The sequence below is a fragment of the Paenibacillus sp. FSL L8-0708 genome (genome assembly GCF_038009325.1).
Classification (GTDB): Bacteria; Bacillota; Bacilli; order Paenibacillales; family Paenibacillaceae; genus Paenibacillus_AQ; species Paenibacillus_AQ odorifer.
The window spans coordinates 7,132,734-7,149,897 of record NZ_JBBPBC010000001.1 but is presented as its reverse complement, the minus strand read 5'-3'; the positions used below and the strand labels follow the sequence as shown (position 1 = coordinate 7,149,897).

At 46.6% G+C, this 17,164-nt stretch carries 16 protein-coding genes; 11 read left to right on the top strand and 5 right to left on the bottom strand.

Features of this window, described 5'->3' with window-relative positions; genetic code table 11:
• The first annotated feature begins 4 nt into the window (after positions 1–4).
• The 3 genes from pilM (at position 5) to NYE58_RS33625 (ending at position 2,987) form a co-directional block, all read left to right on the top strand.
• Positions 5–1,606 (top strand): pilus assembly protein PilM, encoded by a 1,602-nt coding sequence (gene pilM / locus NYE58_RS33635; protein WP_076276897.1) that lies wholly within the window; start codon positions 5–7, stop codon positions 1,604–1,606.
• Entirely contained in the window at positions 1,590–2,189 is a 600-nt protein-coding gene (pilO, locus tag NYE58_RS33630; protein ID WP_341004046.1) for a type 4a pilus biogenesis protein PilO, read from the top strand. Before pilM ends, pilO begins: the two co-directional genes overlap by 17 nt.
• A gap of 195 nt (positions 2,190–2,384) precedes the next feature.
• Positions 2,385–2,987 (top strand): DL-endopeptidase inhibitor IseA family protein, encoded by a 603-nt coding sequence (locus tag NYE58_RS33625; protein ID WP_076221075.1) that lies wholly within the window; start codon positions 2,385–2,387, stop codon positions 2,985–2,987.
• 37 nt (positions 2,988–3,024) lie between these two features.
• On the opposite strand, the gene NYE58_RS33620 is transcribed toward NYE58_RS33625, so the two are convergent.
• Both NYE58_RS33620 and NYE58_RS33615 read right to left on the bottom strand, forming a co-directional pair.
• Positions 3,025–3,432 carry a CBS domain-containing protein gene (locus NYE58_RS33620; protein WP_076221077.1) on the bottom strand — a complete coding sequence of 136 codons (408 nt, stop codon included), beginning with the start codon at positions 3,430–3,432 and terminating at the stop codon, positions 3,025–3,027.
• Between the two features lie 153 nt (positions 3,433–3,585).
• Positions 3,586–5,013 (bottom strand): VanW family protein, encoded by a 1,428-nt coding sequence (locus tag NYE58_RS33615; protein WP_341004045.1) that lies wholly within the window; start codon positions 5,011–5,013, stop codon positions 3,586–3,588.
• 342 nt (positions 5,014–5,355) lie between these two features.
• Here NYE58_RS33615 and ftsE point away from each other — a divergent pair, with 342 nt between their 5' ends.
• From ftsE to NYE58_RS33590, 5 genes are all read left to right on the top strand, one after another.
• On the top strand, positions 5,356–6,042 hold the full coding sequence (ftsE, locus tag NYE58_RS33610; RefSeq protein ID WP_036678556.1) for a cell division ATP-binding protein FtsE: 687 nt from the start codon (positions 5,356–5,358) through the stop codon (positions 6,040–6,042).
• Positions 6,032–6,946, top strand: coding sequence for a permease-like cell division protein FtsX (gene ftsX / locus NYE58_RS33605; protein ID WP_076182150.1), 915 nt, complete (start codon positions 6,032–6,034; stop codon positions 6,944–6,946). Before ftsE ends, ftsX begins: the two co-directional genes overlap by 11 nt.
• 28 nt (positions 6,947–6,974) lie before the next feature.
• Positions 6,975–8,273, top strand: coding sequence for a murein hydrolase activator EnvC family protein (locus tag NYE58_RS33600; protein ID WP_076123826.1), 1,299 nt, complete (start codon positions 6,975–6,977; stop codon positions 8,271–8,273).
• Between the two features lie 124 nt (positions 8,274–8,397).
• Positions 8,398–9,864: a S41 family peptidase gene (locus tag NYE58_RS33595; RefSeq protein ID WP_076123824.1), complete on the top strand. Its 1,467-nt coding sequence runs from the start codon at positions 8,398–8,400 to the stop codon at positions 9,862–9,864.
• A gap of 450 nt (positions 9,865–10,314) precedes the next feature.
• A complete protein-coding gene (locus NYE58_RS33590; RefSeq protein ID WP_232061470.1) occupies positions 10,315–11,289 on the top strand; it encodes a PDZ domain-containing protein in 975 nt (324 codons plus the stop codon).
• Positions 11,290–11,513: 224 nt separating this feature from the next.
• Here NYE58_RS33590 and NYE58_RS33585 read toward each other — a convergent pair whose 3' ends face one another.
• The 3 genes from NYE58_RS33585 to NYE58_RS33575 form a co-directional block, all read right to left on the bottom strand.
• Complete coding sequence (locus tag NYE58_RS33585; RefSeq protein ID WP_341004043.1) at positions 11,514–11,720, bottom strand: hypothetical protein; 207 nt, start codon at positions 11,718–11,720, stop codon at positions 11,514–11,516.
• A 136-nt stretch (positions 11,721–11,856) separates the two neighbouring features.
• Positions 11,857–12,510 carry a response regulator transcription factor gene (locus NYE58_RS33580; RefSeq protein ID WP_341004042.1) on the bottom strand — a complete coding sequence of 218 codons (654 nt, stop codon included), beginning with the start codon at positions 12,508–12,510 and terminating at the stop codon, positions 11,857–11,859.
• 17 nt (positions 12,511–12,527) lie between these two features.
• Positions 12,528–13,685 carry a sensor histidine kinase gene (locus NYE58_RS33575; RefSeq protein ID WP_076307508.1) on the bottom strand — a complete coding sequence of 386 codons (1,158 nt, stop codon included), beginning with the start codon at positions 13,683–13,685 and terminating at the stop codon, positions 12,528–12,530.
• A 164-nt stretch (positions 13,686–13,849) separates the two neighbouring features.
• On the opposite strand from NYE58_RS33575, the gene NYE58_RS33570 reads away from it, so the two are divergent.
• The 3 genes from NYE58_RS33570 to NYE58_RS33560 are packed head-to-tail and all read left to right on the top strand — an operon-like array spanning position 13,850 to position 17,128.
• Positions 13,850–14,785, top strand: a complete 936-nt coding sequence (locus NYE58_RS33570) for an ABC transporter ATP-binding protein (protein WP_076123817.1) — start codon at positions 13,850–13,852, stop codon at positions 14,783–14,785.
• A gap of 17 nt (positions 14,786–14,802) precedes the next feature.
• On the top strand, positions 14,803–15,975 hold the full coding sequence (locus tag NYE58_RS33565; protein WP_341004040.1) for an ABC transporter permease: 1,173 nt from the start codon (positions 14,803–14,805) through the stop codon (positions 15,973–15,975).
• Positions 15,968–17,128 (top strand): ABC transporter permease, encoded by a 1,161-nt coding sequence (locus tag NYE58_RS33560; protein ID WP_076276892.1) that lies wholly within the window; start codon positions 15,968–15,970, stop codon positions 17,126–17,128. Before NYE58_RS33565 ends, NYE58_RS33560 begins: the two co-directional genes overlap by 8 nt.
• Positions 17,129–17,164 lie beyond the last annotated feature (36 nt).

Genomic DNA, 17,164 nt, shown 5'->3' with positions numbered 1-17,164 from the left:
GCATATGCTTGGATTAGGCCCCAAAGTGGCTGGACTTTCAATTGAAGCTGCCGGAATCCGTTATATTAGTTTTAAGAATAAACAGTCATGGGAAGTCCGTAAAAAACGGTTTCTCCCGCTTCTTCCAGGCATGATCATTGAGAATCAGGTGGCGGATAGCGAGGCGCTTTATGATCGGGTAAGGCAGTGGGTGAAGAAGGAAGGGTTAAGGGGAAGTAAGGTTTCTTTGTCCATTCCACCTTCGCAGATCATTATCCGCAAAATGAGTATACCGAGTACCAATGACAAACAGGTCGAACAGCTGGTGAAGCTGGAAGTGGAGACGGGACTGCATTTACCTTTTGAAAATCCTGTCTACGACTATGTAACGCTCGAAGTGGATGAGGAGCAAAGCCATCTGCTCGTATTTGCTGCTCCGCGAAAATCGATTCAGGATTACGTAGATATACTGGAGCGGGCGGGTCTTCGGATAAGCAGTGCCGAAATTTCGGCAACCGCCTTGGCGCGTGCTATAACCACTGGGCACGGGGAGAGCTTTGCGGAGACGATGCTGATTAATATGGAGCCATCGGTAATGGACATTTATATGTTCAGAAACGGGAATCCGGTCTTCATTCGTACGATAAACTTACTTGATCTACATAAAGGAAGAAATTTAGCGGGAACGGATCTTTTGACAGACAGTGAAGCCTTGGCAGAAACAGCTGTCGCTGTAGAAGAATATTTATCACCCGAACAAATGGTTGAAATCACTGCGGAAATCTCACGTATGCTCAGCTTTTATCAATACAGCTTGCATGACGGTTCCACTCGTATCAACAATTTAGTGATTACGGGCACTCCCTCGATTCGTAAACAACTGGACCTAGAACTCCTGCAGTCCCTAGCTGAACTTGAAATAACACCAATAAATCTGGAACAGATGGCAAGTGCTGCTGTTTCTGACCCTGAGCTGAATGATTACCGTGTAGCTGCCGGGACCGCGCTAAAAAATAGTATCAACACGGATACGATTGATCTATTGCCGAGAGAAGATCGGGAGACGTTGCTATTTCCTTATGTCACGATGGGGCTTGTAGCGATCTGGCTGCTGGGGATGATCGGAACGGGGATTTATTTTTCAGCCAATAAGGGTCAGATTTCTAATGGTAAAGAAGAGCTGCAAGGCCTGCAGGATCGCAGTTTAATGCTCCAAGTAGAGCTCGCGAAGCTTAAGAACAGCGGACCTGGACAGCTAGATCGGAAAGCCGCCATCACAGTGCTTCAGGACAATAAGGTGATTGCAGTCCCTATCTTGGACGAATTAGTGGAAGGATTGCCTAAGGAGGCACTAATCCGTGATATTAACTATACCTACCGGACATCTATAGATCTGACTGTAAATGTATCCACTATGGAGGATGCGTCCAACTATTTAAGACAACTTCGCCAAATGTCTTTTACGGCTGATGCCTCTATTCAAAAGCTTACTGAAGGAGCCGCAGATGCCATTTCATACAATACGTATACGGCTATTTATAAAGTGAACTTAGCAGCGGCTAAGCAGCAAAACAGTGAAACGGATGCCAGCCATGGGGAGGTGAGCAGCGATGGAACAGATCAATAAATATCGCTCTCCCATCGTACTAGGGGTGTTAATTCTATTCCTGATATTGTTTGCGTTCTATATGCTGGGTGTTCAGCCGACCAATAAGGAAATTTCCGCACAGAGCAGCGAGATCAGTCAGTTGGAAAAGGAAGCAGAAATGCTCCAAACCAAAATCAATGAGCTGAAGGGCAGCGGCACTGAGGGAGAACAGAAGGAATTACTGGGTGAACTCCCAAAAGGCGATGACAGCGAAGGTCTGATTCTTGATTTGCAGGAAGTTAGCACGTCCTCACAAGCGCGGCTAAAGGATCTTAGTTTTGTTTTGGATGAGGCTAATCCGATTCAGCAAATGACAGGTTCAGCGGAGGTGTTATTCCCGGCGGTTAAACAGATCAAAATGACTGCAGTGGTGGAGGGGACTTATTCGGGTATACGACAATGGATGGATGAACTACAAACCTTACCTCGTATTGTGAATGTAGACTCTTTCAATTTTCAGCAATCCTCCGAGGAGCGTACTAAGGACAATACGGAGAGTATTTTGACTGCTAACGTAGCTTTTACAGCGTATTATGAGACCACCGCACCAGCATCCAATTAGGGTTCTCGTGCAAGTTTGTTTAATTATATTACTCCGCTTTTCCTGTAAATCAGGAGGGTGGAGTTTTTTTATACTTCAAAAGAGTTGTAATACGTTTTCATTCCTCTCTTTATTGGGTATTTTAGCTTGCGGGGTGCATAAGCTGAAACAGTGGCTATTGCCTGTATTTTTCAGATGAAAGAGGAGGAACATTAGATGAACAAAAAATGGATGCTTGGTTCGTTGGCCCTTTCCATAGGCCTTTTATCAGCAGGTAGTGGAGTTATGGCAGCTTCATCATCAGTGGGAAGTTCGGCAATAAAAAATGTGGCTGTGATTGGCACGGGAAAAGAAGGTCCAGCTACTATTAACAATTTGACGGTAAAAAGTGTTGTTCCGCTTGTTGTACATGCTAGAGCAATCTATTTCTATACTAACCGTGGAGGGAACTTTTTTCCGATTGAAACCTTCATGTACAAAACGCAAGAGTACCGTTACCTTTCCAGTGATATTGGGACAAAGGTGAAGCTGATGAATTACATAAAAAAAGCCTACACGCACAATGCAGCAGCTTATTATGTGCAGACTCAATTTTTGGAACATGAAGGTAGAATGTCACAAGTGAATGCGGATCTTGGAAACTCATTAATGTATGAGAAAGCCACCGCCCGAATGCTCTCCAAAACTGCAACAACCGCTGAATTTGATTTAACCGTTCCTTATGCGAGCGGGCAGGAAGGCAGTGAGTCGGTGTATGTGAAGCTGAAAAAGGTGAATGGATACTGGAGAATAGATACTTCACCGGATATTCTTTTTTGAGGTAAGGTTAGGGTAGAAGAGGAAAGGTAAAGAGGTTCTACGCTTGGGAGCGGATAAGGTCAGAGGTATAAGCAACACCAGCGAACTTACCTTTGCGAGTGATAATGACACAATCATTTTTCATAGGATCTGGGCGGTTCATAGCGAGGCTCAATACCGTATCGAGTGGAGTGGAGATGTCAACAATGAGCGGGGTTTTGTTCATAAGCTTCATGGCAGGTTCTCTGTAGAACAGATCTACTCCGGATCTTCCTGTAGCTTTCAAAAAGAAACGTTCGCTCATCAACAGTCCGAGAGGTTCATTCATAGCATTGCAGACGACGATACATTTGGATTCTGGATGCTGAAACATGACGCGAAGAGCTTCTCTGCAAGTGCGTGAGGCAAAAATAGCAGGAGCACAGCGGACAATACCAGTAAGATCATTTACAAGAGCTGTTGTCATAGGATGTTCATCCTTTCTGATTATGGGTCTATTTCTAATGTACCCCTGAATCGTAAATTTCAAAGCCGGATAACGTAAGCTACAGGTAAAATAGATTGCTGGAACAAATAACCGATCAGACCTTAGGGGCTCTGACCGGTTATTTGTTGTTAGCTATTCACTGCGGACGCCGTCCTCCACCAGTTGCTTTCGGGGGACATCCGGGATTATGGATTTGCTCACACCTCCACGATTAATGGCGATTAATCGTTTTTGTGCGTAATATACGTCGCGGGACAGTTTATTCACCTCAGTGGATTTACCGTCAACATACTTTGTAATGTAGGTTTCTACAATATATCCGGTTTTCCCATTTTGAATAACGCGTGAGCCGCCACGAGGCAGTGAGGCATCATTTACGTATTTATCGACTGGTGGGAGCACCTCTACTGTTTTTGAATGAACTTTGTAAGTGACATTTTGCGGAAACGTGCCGAAGAGCTTTATGGTCAGTGATTTACCCTGCACAGCTGCTTTAATTATGAGATATTTGCCAGTCGTATTGCGAAAACGAAAGTTGATATAACCTTCAGCGAATGTTGCGTCCTGACCTTTGGGCAAGTAGTTGACGGGCAAGGAATGATTACGGCGTTCCACAATTTCTAGCCCTATACGCAGTGCGGCATTGTAAAGAGTGCTCGACACTTGGCAGATCCCTCCACCAACACCTGCTTGCAGCTTGCCGTTCACAATCACCGGCGCTTCACGGAAGCCGTAATTTACCTTTGCTTTTTCTATAGCTTTTCCATAATCAAAGACGGCTCCAGGCGGGAGAATGGTTCCATCCACAGCTTTGGCAGCAGCTTCCACGTTGTAGCTTCGTCCAGGTCCACTTGCACCTAGAGAGGTGCTGAACTGCATTACTTTTCGCTCGATACCTTGTTCCTTTAATTTCTTTAAAGTTATGTCAGGCTGCAGGATTAACAAAGGGACCTCCATCGTGATTCCCTTCTCCAGCAGGGCATTCAGATGAGTAAAGCTGGTGGGGGCAGCTGCTCCTAAGGAAGTCTCCAGAGCTGTCCAATCAACCTCCAGGGAAGTTTTCTCAGAAGTATATACGATTCGGTCATCGCCTGTAATTCGTCGCGTAGCGTCCACTGGTTCACCAAAGGACTCCTTCTCCCAAGTGGGACTTAGAATCTTTTGAAATTGTGCGATTTCCAGATGGGTTTCAAGCTTCCACAACTTAGGGAAGTTATAGCGTGCCTTTACCCGCTCCCAAAGCGTTCCTTCGGCAAGCTCTTTTAAGCCCTGCTGAAAAGCAAAGGCTTCATAGCTCAACCCAGTCTTATTAAGGGTTAGGGAGAGATCTGCATTGCCTTCCACTTTTAGCACTAGAGGGACGGTTTCGAGGGCATGCAGCCGTTTATCCAGCTGGGAGCGGACCTCGGTGAGAGTCATGCCTCCGACCTGCCAGCCGGCAAGGGTTGTACCCTTTGGAAGCGTGGTTTTGCTGCCATATAGATGAAGCCCTCCGTAAATACAGGAGCCGATAAGGACGAGTGCGATGACCACTATGAGGGCAGCATGGATTTTTTTCATGATTAATCTCCTTTTGGGGATTTGGATTGCGCTAAGCAGGCGCGGCCCTGTAACAGAACTTAAAGAACACTTCGTGGGATACCGATAATAAATTAGTAAGAAATAAGTAGTCTCTAATAAAGGGAGTTAGGACATCTGATAACAGGCACCGCTAGGTGCTTTTTTATATGTATATGTCCAGTCACTACAAAACTTTCGAATAGTCGTGCAGTTACGGGGTACTCAATCAGTTACAGATTTGTTACAATAGATACATTGCGGAAATATTGAAGTTTATGGAAACTTGAGGTGGACAATGTCGATTCGCACAAGTGGAAAATGTCATAATTGGGAAGTGAGAAAATGATTGAAATGCAAGATGTATGGAAAACGTACCCTAACGGAACTCACGCACTGCAAGGAGTTTCAGTGAAAATCGACCGCAATGAATTCGTGTACGTTGTCGGCCCTTCCGGCGCGGGTAAATCTACTTTTATGAAATTGATTTATAGAGAAGAAGTGCCTACCAAAGGACAGATTTCGGTGGGAGGTTTCAATATAGGAAAGCTAAAACCACGCAAAATCCCTTATGTCCGCCGTAATATCGGCGTTGTATTTCAAGATTTTCGGCTTTTGCCCAGAATGACGGCATACGAGAATGTAGCTTTTGCTATGGAAGTTATTGAAGCGCCGAAAAAAGTCATCAAGAAACGTGTGAATGAGGTTCTTGATTTGGTTGGGCTGAGAAGTAAAGCGAATCGTGAGCCCTCACAGCTTTCTGGTGGTGAGCAGCAACGGATCGCTATTGCACGGGCTATCGTCAATAATCCTTCTGTTATTATTGCGGACGAGCCTACAGGTAACTTAGACCCCGAGACTTCATGGGGCATTATGCAGCTGCTTGACGAGATTAATTTTCGTGGAACAACGATTGTAATGGCTACCCATAACAGAGATATTGTGAACAAAATGCGCAAACGGGTGCTTGCGATTGAGAATGGAAACATTGTCAGAGACCAAGCGAGAGGGGAATATGGTTATGAGTTTTAAAACCTTCTTGCGACATGTGCGGGAAGGCTTCAAAAGCGTATTCCGTAATGGCTGGATGTCGATCGCCTCAATCACTTCGATTGTTGTTTCTCTTTTTGTTCTAGGTGTATTTATTCTTCTTGTTCTTAACGTAAATTCTGTAGCTGATGAGGCAGACAGTCAGGTACAGATCAAAGTGCATCTAGCTTTGAATACAGATCAGAAGATGCGCGAGACCCTGCAGACTGAAATTGGCAATATGCCGGAGGTCAGCAAGATTACGTTCATCTCCAAGGAACAGGGACTTAAAGATCTTCGCGCAGATATGGGCGAGGAGGCAGCAGAGCTTCTGGAAGGGTTCGATGAAGACAATAACCCGCTTCCAGATACCCTTCAGGTAGAGGTTATTGAACCTACTACCGTTGCTTTTGTGGCTGAGAAGATTCAAGCCCTTAACAAGACACATACCGAGCAGCCTATCTACAAAGTGAAATATGGCAAAGGCTCGATAGAAACATTGTTTAAAATCACGCGTGCCGTACGCAACATTGGCTTTATTTTTGTAGCGGGGCTGGCACTTATGTCTATGTTCCTCATCTCCAATACTATTCGGGTAACGATTCTTGCCCGGCGTAAAGAGATTGGGATTATGAAGCTGGTAGGCGCGACAAATTATTTTATTCGTTGGCCTTTCTTTATAGAAGGGGCATTAATTGGACTCATTGGATCATTGATTACTTCGGGTGTTTTATATGCCGGTTACAAGGGTTTGGAATCTTCGATACAGGGAGATCCAATGCTCGGATTGCAGCTGATCCCTTTCAGTGATATTTGGCTGCTGCTCGTAGGTCTGTTAGTTGGACTAGGTGTGTTGATCGGCGTCTGGGGAAGTACGGTTTCTATTCGTAAGTTTTTGAAAGTTTAATTTAAGAGTGAAGGATGGGGAGTGCGAGTTGAAGAAGATTGCCGCCGGACTAGCCGTAATGTTACTAGCTGTCACTATATTCCAACCCTCTGATGGATATGCCAAAAAAACAAGTGTTGCCGAAATCGATAAGCAATTAAAGCAGCTGCAACAAGAGGTGCAGGAAGCTAAGGCGCAGCAAGAGAAAGCGGAGTCCCAAACGCAGGAAGCGCAGCACTATAAGAATAAGACAAATATCAATTTACAATATGTATTGCAGCAAGTGGATCAAGTTAAAGGCAAAATGACCGAAATCTCTAACAAAATTTCCGACACAGAAGAATCTCTTAATGTTACAGCAACGGAATTGGATGAAGCAGAGGCACGAGTGGCCTCAAGAGAAGAACTCTTAGGATCCCGTGTCCGGTTGATGTACACGGATGGAGCGGTATCTTACCTAGATGTTTTGCTCTCATCGACAAGCTTCTCTGATTTTCTGGGCCGCACCGATTCGCTTAAGATGATTGTGGATCAGGATCAGGAGCTGTTAGTCCAACACAAGCTGGACAAGCAGACAGTTGTAGAGAAAAAGCAGGAGCTTGAGGGGCAATATGCTCAAGCCAAGCAGTTATACACCTCCTTGGAAAATCAGAGAAGCCTGCTGAAAGAGAAGGAAGCGGAGAAGCAGGAGCTTATCGCATTTTATGATAAGCAGATTCAAGAAAGCGATGATCTAAGTGAAGAGCAGAATGAGAAGCTGGTTAAGCTGGCAAGCGAACGTTCTGCTTTGGAAACCCAAAAGGATAAGATTAAAGCTGAGGAAGCAGCGCGCAAAGCAGCAGCCGCCAAAGCAGAAGCGGCACGCCGGGCAGCAGCAGCTGCAAAGAAGGCCGCAGCTAGCAAGGCAAGCAGCAGTTCAAGCTCCAGCTCCTCAACCGCGTATGCTGGTGGAGATGGACCCTTCCTGCTCCCTGTAGGCTCGGCAAGAATTTCTTCCTCCTACGGACCACGGACACACCCAATTACGGGTGAGAAGGGGAAAGTACACACCGGGGTAGACTTTGCAGTTCCACAAGGAACCAATATTCATGCGGCTGATTCGGGAACGGTAATCGTAGCTGAATGGTATAGCGGCTATGGATATTGTGTAATTATTGATCATGGCGGCGGAGTTTGGACCCTCTACGGACATATCCGTAAAGGTGGTATCAAGGTTAGTCCTGGGGATAGAGTCAATCGTGGGGATGTGATTGCTGAATCCGGTTCTACAGGTAATTCGACGGGCCCCCATCTCCATTTTGAAGTTCGGATCGACGGCAAGACAGTAAATCCGATGCCTTATCTCTAATTTTTAAGAACTTATAACTCATATTATTTGAGCGTACGGCATATACTGGAAGAGATACCGTACCTTTCAGGACGGACTTATGGAGTTGTTTGCGAGATGGACAAGAAGGGACGGTGGGAACATCATGTTAAAAAAAAGCACAGCGGCGTTTATGATTATCGCCGCCCTGCTATGCGGTAGTCTGGTGACCTTGGGCGTGACGGGTTATAGTCATGTTATCGGACAAGCTGCAGGAGAAGGACTGGCCTCAGCATTGCAGGTTACTGGCCTTCAGCAGAAGGAATCCCAGAAGCTTGGAACGGCTCTCAGTCTGATTGAGAGCAATTACTACGAGACAGTAGATCGGGAGAAGCTGATAGACGGTGCTGTCAACGGTATGATGGAAGCGCTGGGCGATCCTTATTCCAACTATATGGGCAAAGAAACAGCTGAGAAATTCGAAGAAAGCATTGAGGGTTCCTTTTCAGGTATCGGTGCGGAGGTCTCTTCGGATAATGGCAAGGTAGTCGTGGTCTCTCCGATCAAGGGCTCACCTGCTGAGAAAGCTGGGATTCAGGCCAAAGATGTTATTCTGTCCGTTAACGGTGAATCGCTGGAAGGCATGGAGCTGAATGCAGCTGTTGCCAAGATTCGCGGTCCTAAGGGCAGTGAGGCCACTTTGAAAATACAACGTTCCGGCTCTGTAGAGCCACTCGAATTTGTTCTTACCCGGGATGATGTGAAGCTCGAAACAGTCTACGCTACCATGGAAAAAGACAATGTGGGTGTAATCGAGGTTACACAGTTCTCCCTGAATACCGCAGAACGATTCAAGGAAGAGCTGGAGAAGCTGGAGAAGCAAGGCATGAAGGGACTTGTTATTGACGTCCGTAATGATCCAGGTGGTGTTCTTCCGATTGTTATTGAAATGGCAGAGCAATTCGTTCCAGCTGGAAAATCTATAGTGCAAATAGAATATAAAGACAAAAAACGCGAAGTTAGTACCTCAAAAGGATCGAGTAAAGCTTATCCAGTGGTCGTGCTGATGAATAAAGGTAGCGCAAGTGCTTCGGAAATATTGGCGGGTGCTTTGCAGCAGTCGGCAGGAGCTAAGCTGATCGGTGACAATTCTTTCGGTAAAGGTACCGTGCAGACGAGCTTTGACAAACAGCTTGGAGACGGCAGCTTGCTGAAAGTTACCATTGCCAAATGGCTTACGCCAGACGGCACATGGATTCACGGTAAGGGCATTAAACCGGATATCGCGGTAGCGCAGCCGGATTACTTCTCGGTGGCTCCAATTAACAAGAGCGTGGCGCTGCAATATAATATGAACAACGCTGATGTGAAGAGTGCACAGACGATGCTGGACGGTTTGGGTTACAAGCCTGGACGTAAAGATGGCTATTTCGATGCTGGCACTAAGGACGCAGTGAAGAAGTTCCAAAGTACAGCAAAGCTCCAAGTCACAGGCATAATTGACGCCAAGACAGCCGAGGCGCTGGAAGCGGCGCTGATCAAGGTCATTCAAGACCCTGTTCACGACAACCAACGGAATAAAGGGATTGCTGAGATTCAGAAGGAAATTAAGGCGGCAGCGTCGAAAAAGTAAGAAGGCTGAATTCAGCCTTCTTTTTTTCTTTTAGATAAGAAAATGCCAACCGGCGTAGAGGAATTAGAATATATACAAATCAGTCATCGGACGAAAAGGAGTGTGACGAACAGTTTGAATGTGATTCAGGAACTGTTAGGAAGCTTGGGCACTGCGTTCTTACACTTATTGATCCAGCCGTATTACTACATTGCTATTATATTTATTGCGTTATATTACCGTAGGCAGGTGGCATTAGAACGAAAGCTGATACATGTGAAATTACATAGCTGGGGTCAGGAAACGTGGCGGACGGTATGGAGTGGTCTAGTCATGGGTTTGGTCGTCTCTATAGCAGCCGTTCTGCTAGGAATATCATTATCAGGTACGGCTGTAGCCTGCATTTGGGTAGTTAGTCTCGTGTTGTCGCTATTGCGTGTACGGTATTTGTGCTTTGCGTATTCTATAGGCTTGTTAGGTATCATTCAGTTTGTAATTTCTTTCTTTCCAGATGCTTTAGATAGTGGAACGGTAGGGAATATTACCACCGCCATACGGGAGATGGATATTCCTGCTTTGCTAGTGTTAGCTGCGCTGCTGCACATGGCGGAGGCACTGCTGGCCCGCAGACAAGGGGCCAAGCTTGCAACGCCGCTCTTCCTGAAGGGAAAGCGCGGCATGGTCGTCGGCGGCTATCAGCTGCAGGCCTTCTGGCCGCTACCGCTGTTCCTGCTGCTCCCATCGGGAGCAGGAACGGATTTGCCATGGCACTCGCTGCTCGGCGGCAGCCTTGGCATCGTCTCTTTGCCCGTCATCATCGGCTTCAGCGAGATGACGCAGGGCATGCTGCCCGGGCGCAAGGCGGCCCGCACTGCAGGACGGCTGCTGATCTACAGCATCGTCCTGCTCGGCTTAAGCCTGCTTGCCGCTTGGTGGAGCCCGCTGACTCTGGTCGCGGCGCTCGCAGCTATTGTGCTGCACGAAGGGTTAAGCTGGTACAGCGCTCTGGAAGAGCGCAGCATCAGCCCCATCTTCGTGCATCCACCGCGCGGCCGCAAAGTGCTGGCCGTGCTGCCGGGCAGTCCCGGCCAGGAGCTGGGCATCCTGCCCGGCGAGATCTTACTGAAGGTCAACGGGGTCCTGTTGACCGATGCGGCGCAGCTACATGAGGCGCTGCGCATGAATCCAGCGTTCTGCAAGCTGGAGGTGCTGAACCGTGAAGGGGAGAGCAAATACCTTCAAAGCCCGATCTATGATGGGGATCACCATCAGCTCGGTATTATTTTGGTGCCGGAGACAGATGGGATGATTACCGCTGAGGCGAAGCCTTCCAGCATCTACAGCATCATCGGGATGAAGACAGGCATACGCAGCCGGAATCTTCCGGACGGCCAACTTAAACGAAAAAAAACCACTGAAGCCAAGCAGGAATCAGCGGAAGGATAACTAGAAGATGCCCCATAAGCCATGAAATGGCGAATGGGGTATCTTTGTTTTTGATTAGATGGTAATTTCGCGTGCGAGAAGTTGCTATCGGACCCAGTTGCCCCTAATCGCAGCATTTTCGCTTTTTTAGAATGGTAACGGACCCAAAAGGCGCTATTGGCATCAAAAACACCCCAAATGAGCCTCTTTCTGAGGAATAACGTCGCTGGGGTCCGAAACTCTGCTCAAACGCCGATAAAATTGTAAATAGCGTCGCTGGAGTCCGAACCCGCGTCCAAGGAGTAATGCCGCTGGAGTCCGAACCCGCGTCCAAGGAGTAATGCCGCTGGAGTCCGAACCCGCGTCCAAGGAGTAATGTCACTGGAGTCCGAACCCGCGTCCAAGGAGTAATGTCGCTGGAGTCCGAACCGGCGCCCAAGGAGTAACGTCACTGGAGTCCGAACCCGAGCCCGTGCCCAAGGAGTAACGGTACTGAAGTCCGAACTCGCGCCAAGGAGCAGCGTCGCTGGAGTCCGTAAGAAAAACTAACTTTGGCAGTGGCCTATTTACAGGCTTTATGTTACTAGTTCAACCTTGCCTATTCTTCAAATAAAAAATTGCAATTTGCGTACGATCGCGGAGCTCTAATTTGCTTAATATATCCGTTATGTAATTTTTGACGGTGCCCTCGCTTAAAAAAAGCTGTCCGGCGATTTCTTTGTTACTGTGCCCCTCAGCGATAGAAGCCACTACAGCCAGCTCTGTTTTGGTCAATCCGAAGGATTCCAGTGGCTGTACCTGTGGCAATTCTTGCCGTGCCGTAGGTTGCAGAAAGGTTGCCAGCTTGCGGGCGATATCAGGGTGGATAAGCATGTTCCCTTCAAAAACCGTTTTAATGCCCTGGATGATCCGGTCTGGCGGTATGTTTTTGAGCAAATATCCACTAGCTCCGTTACGCAGTGCCTCAATGATATATTCATCATCGTCGAAGGTGGTCAGCATCAATATTGCAATTTGCGGAAAAGCCTGCTTAATCTTCTCCGTTCCTTCAACGCCACCGCAGCCGGGCATGCGGATATCCATCAGAGCCACATCGGCCATTAATCCCTCTTGAAGTAATTCCAAGGCTTCGTTACCTTCACAAGCTGCTCCAACAATTTCAATATCTGGGTCCATCCCTAGCAATACTTGCAGACTTTGGCGAATAAAGGGGTCGTCATCAACAATTAACACTTTAATCATTAGCATGGCTCCTTTCGTTATACAATCTCATCTTGCTTATAAATGGGCAGCCGCGTAATGACTGTAAAATATGGCTTCTGCCTTAGTTCGAGTGTTCCACCGATTAAATGCGTTCGCTCGTACATTCCTTTCATTCCGTCCCCACCACGGCCCAATAATTTGCTGAGTTTCTCTCCTTCGGGTAGAGAGCCATTGTTGCTAACCTCCATAGTGATTCCTGCTTGCACATAGTCAATTTTGATCCGGATGGACGTTGCTTTTCCATGCCGCAAGGCGTTAGTTATAGCCTCACGGGCGTTTTTGTACAGGATTACTTGAATACTAGGATAGAGTGGATAAGGTATGCCTTGTACTTGGTATGAGGTCTCGATCCCCGTCTCACGCCCAATCTCTTCGAGCAGCCGGTCTAACGCATAAGCTCCCTCAAGCTTCGGGGTGTAGTTGATACGTTTAACTGCGGACCGCATATCGTCCATGCTAGCCGACAGCTGGTCACGAATCAATTCCATCATTTGCATTCCGCTCTCGGGAGAGGTGGGCAAGGTCTGGAGGGCGGCCTCCATCATCATTTTAATCCGAATTAACCGGTGGCCGATATCGTCATGGAGCTGGCGTGAGATTCGGACGCGCTCTTTGGACTGGGCAGACTCTTCTACTTGCGCGCTGAACTCCAGCAGGCGGTTGCGAGCTTCATCGAGTTCGAAATGCTTTTTGCGCAACTCATCATATAGAAGAAGAGTGTCTTCGCGCCGCTGGCCAGCTTTCAATAATAGCTTATTTAGGTAGGCAGTGAGCAGAAATGAAAGGTTAATGTAAGTCACTACGAGCGTTGGAGAATTCTGGAGTGCGACGTTCAAAGCTATCAGATGTACACCTGTGAACACGTAAGGCACCGCTTTAGGCTGGAGTCTGGAATAATAAAGCAGTGCTGATATAGCGGGAAAAATCATCATGCTGCCATATTGATAACATAACCAGGCCGTGAACAAGATTTCAATGATACTAATCAAAGCATGAATGGATCGAGGGAGCTTTGGCACCATGACCACAAGGAATAGAAGCATCAGGATATGCAGCGTGAAGATTCCATAATCGTTATATTGATAGACATAAATGGTAATAAACGCAGGGATTAAGATGAGTCCGTAACGCAATAAGTTTAGCTCTCTGGGCACGCCTTAGTCATCCTTTATGTTTTTTAATAATCTTAGCATATTATCCCACTACTTCAGGAGATGACTTTAGTCACCTTCAAAAAATGACCTTTCGTACATCCGCAAAAATTCAACCTAGAATAAAATTGAAAATATAGAAGCACACACGACAGGGGAGATAAGAGATGGCAATCGCGGTGTTGACCGATGTGGTGAAACGGTATGAGAACAAATTAACGGTAGATCATGTGAATGTTACGATTCAAGCAGGAGAGATCTTTGGCCTGCTAGGCCCGAACGGGGCAGGTAAAAGTACAACTATAAGTATGATTTGCGGCCTGCTAAAGATTGATAGTGGAGACATTGTTATTGATGGGTTATCAGTCTCTTCGAATGCACTGGAGGTTAAGAAAAAGATCGGCTTAGTTCCGCAGGATTTGGCTTTGTACAATACAATGACAGCAGCTGAAAATGTAACTTTTTTCGGAAGATTGTATGGCTTGCGGGGAAAATTGCTGAAAGAGCGGGTGGCGGAAGCTCTCGCTTTCACAGGACTTAGTGACCGGGCCAAAGAAAAACCAGCTACCTTTTCCGGAGGGATGAAAAGACGTTTGAATATCGCTTGTGCCATCATGCATCATCCAAAGCTGATTATTATGGATGAGCCGACCGTAGGGATTGATCCGCAGTCTCGTAATCATATCCTTGAGTCGGTCAAAGAGCTGAATCGGCTTGGCTCAACCGTCATCTACACTAGTCATTATATGGAAGAGGTTGCAGCCATTTGTGATCGGGTAGCGATTATGGATAAGGGACATATCATTGCTTGTGGCACGGAAAAGGAGCTGCGGGAACGGGTTTCTCAGGAAGAAAAAATAGTGGTCAAAGCAACGAACATCACTCCGGAGCTAATCAATGAGCTTAGTCTACACCCGCGGATCACGAGAGTGGAAAGTAAAGAGGGAACGGTAGAAATGTATCTCCCCTCCTCACAGGATGAGCTGCAGGATATCTTATTTATTTTTGCTAAACATGAAGGCGTTATTGGTTCTTTAAATATTGAGGAGCCGGATCTGGAGACACTATTCCTTAGTTTGACAGGACGGACATTGCGCGATTAAAGGAGGGAGAGAACGCTTTGAGAAATATTTGGACAATTATGATTTATGAGCTTCGCAGGCTGTTTATTTCACGCTCAATCATCATCAATATGTTTCTGCTACCGCTGCTTTTGATCTTTCTGCTGGGTGCTTCCCTCTCCAGTGTAATCGGTGATAAGGCAGCGTCTAAGATTGACCCTGTACGTGTTGGTGTAGTTAATCTTTCTGGAGAAGGGTATGAAAGCTCGGCGATGATAGACAGCTTTTTGAAGACGCCGGAGCTTAAGGATATCATTATTCCGGTCAAAGTAGGGAGCCGAGAGACAGCGGAAAGCGGCCTGCGCGCCGGGAAATATGGTTATGCGGTTATTGTTCCCCTAGGCTTCGACAAGAAAGTACAAAGCGGTGAAACTGCACAGTTAGAGTTTGTTCTGGGCAAAGATCGGACAGATAATATGGTTGCGGGGACGGTATTCGATAACTTTTTAAACAATATTAACTATAAGCAATCCGTAGCTATGACGTTGGGTCCAGAAGCTTTGACCGCTACTGCACCAAGTTTGGGAGAGCGGCCTTCTGTTAAGGTTGGGGCGCTCAGTGAAGGTAGCCTATCCTATACAGCCTCCCAATTCTATGCGGTATCCATGATGCTAATGTTTCTGCTATATAGCGGTTTGACCGTCAGTAGCTCTCTTTTTAATGAAAAAGAAAATCACACCCTCTTCCGAATAACCTCAATGCCGGTAAAAGGTTCTGAGCTGTTTATTGGTAAAATGCTAGGCGTAGGGGTTGTAAGTGTAGTGCAGTGCGTAGCGATTATTATCCTGACTCACTTGTTGTTCGGCGTAAATTGGGGCAATCGTCCGGGCTTGCTGCTGCTCTTCTGTCTCTTAATGATCATAGCTTCCATGACGTTATCGATTGTTATTTCAATGTTTAGCAAAACTAAAGCAAGTGCAGGGAGTATTGTTAATGTTATCACTGTAGTCATGACCTTCATTAGTGGAGGGATGGCTCCACTTCCGGAATCATGGGTGAACTCGGTCGGGGCATTTACCCTGAATCACTGGGTGCTACAAGCTGTTCTAAAAATGATGCTGCATGCAGAGGTCTCAGAGATTTTGCCGAATCTGTTGGTTTTGTCGATCATCTGTCTGGTTCTATTCAGTGCAGCGGTTATCTCGTACCGGAAGGTAGGTTACCATGGATAAGATCTTAACGATTGCTTGGAATATGGTGAAAAGAACGATTGGTTCTCGGAATGGGCTGCTTTCGTATATTCTTCTGCCATGTCTTGTCGTGGCCGGGGTAGTAGCAATTAGTGGAAGTATGGGTGAGAGACCGGCTACTATTTTATATTCGAATATGGACGATGGTGCAGCGGGCAAACATTTGCTTACCGAGCTGGAGAATACCGGTGATTATAAGCTTGTAGAGAAGACAGATGAGGCTAATTTGAGGGAGAGTATTATCGATCAGAACGGAGAAGCCGGTGTTTTGATACCGCAAAACTTCACCTCCGCACTGCTTGCTGGAGAAGAGCCGCAAATTAGTGTGTATGAGCTTAAGGCTACCGAAACATCCATTATGGTAAAAATGAAAATCAGTGTAATTGCTGATGAAATGCGAAACACTGCTGGACTAATTGGAGCAGCTCGGGCTGAGGCTACTGACTCGGACTCACAGTTTGCTGCCGTAATGCAGAGAGCAGAGCAACATAGTGTAGGCAGTATAAGAACAGATTATGATTTATATCCAAAAGAGGGCTTAAGCATCGTCACAGGATTTACTTTGATGTTCTTAATGGGGCTGGTTACAAGTTCAGTGTCACTTATTATGGATGATCGAAGAGAAAGAACGATGAAACGTATGTTCAGTGCCCCGGTTCGTTCGTATGAGATTGCCCTCGGTAATTTTCTGGGAAGCTTCATTGTTGGGTTAATTCAAATTGTTGTAGTACTTGCTTTGGGCCGTTATGTACTGCAGTTTGACTTTGGATTACCGCTCTACTTGTATTTTTTGGTTCTTGCAGCATTTATGCTCGTTTCCATGGGCTTAGCCAGTACGGTAGCAGGTCTGATTCGCAATCCCAATAATACTGGCATGCTTAATTCGCTGATCCTGACCCCGACCTGTATGCTTGGAGGCTGTTTCTGGCCGTTATCCATTATGCCGGATTATATGCAGAAGGCAGCTAATTTTGTACCGCAAAAATGGGCGATCCAAGCGATCGATATCGCTGCTACAGGTGGAGGCTGGAATGAATTATGGCTGCCTTTTGCCATCTTGGGTCTTATGGCCGCGGTGCTGCTGGCGATTGGTTCTGCTATTCTACGTCCGAGTGAAGCCGGAATTAACGCTTAAAAAATTTACAGATCATATAGATATGCATAGCTTGGA

Bases quoted from the DNA above. Each gene is read 5' to 3' on its own strand.
- NYE58_RS33625 (WP_076221075.1), top strand. From the start codon at position 2,385: ATGAACAAAAAATGGATGCTTGGTTCGTTGGCCCTTTCCATAGGCCTT.
- NYE58_RS33595 (WP_076123824.1), top strand. From the start codon at position 8,398: ATGTTAAAAAAAAGCACAGCGGCGTTTATGATTATCGCCGCCCTGCTA.
- pilO (WP_341004046.1), top strand. From the start codon at position 1,590: ATGGAACAGATCAATAAATATCGCTCTCCCATCGTACTAGGGGTGTTA.
- ftsX (WP_076182150.1), top strand. From the start codon at position 6,032: ATGAGTTTTAAAACCTTCTTGCGACATGTGCGGGAAGGCTTCAAAAGC.
- NYE58_RS33580 (WP_341004042.1), bottom strand. From the start codon at position 12,510: ATGATTAAAGTGTTAATTGTTGATGACGACCCCTTTATTCGCCAAAGT.
- NYE58_RS33570 (WP_076123817.1), top strand. From the start codon at position 13,850: ATGGCAATCGCGGTGTTGACCGATGTGGTGAAACGGTATGAGAACAAA.
- NYE58_RS33560 (WP_076276892.1), top strand. From the start codon at position 15,968: ATGGATAAGATCTTAACGATTGCTTGGAATATGGTGAAAAGAACGATT.
- NYE58_RS33615 (WP_341004045.1), bottom strand. From the start codon at position 5,013: ATGAAAAAAATCCATGCTGCCCTCATAGTGGTCATCGCACTCGTCCTT.
- ftsE (WP_036678556.1), top strand. From the start codon at position 5,356: ATGATTGAAATGCAAGATGTATGGAAAACGTACCCTAACGGAACTCAC.
- pilM (WP_076276897.1), top strand. From the start codon at position 5: ATGCTTGGATTAGGCCCCAAAGTGGCTGGACTTTCAATTGAAGCTGCC.
- NYE58_RS33620 (WP_076221077.1), bottom strand. From the start codon at position 3,432: ATGACAACAGCTCTTGTAAATGATCTTACTGGTATTGTCCGCTGTGCT.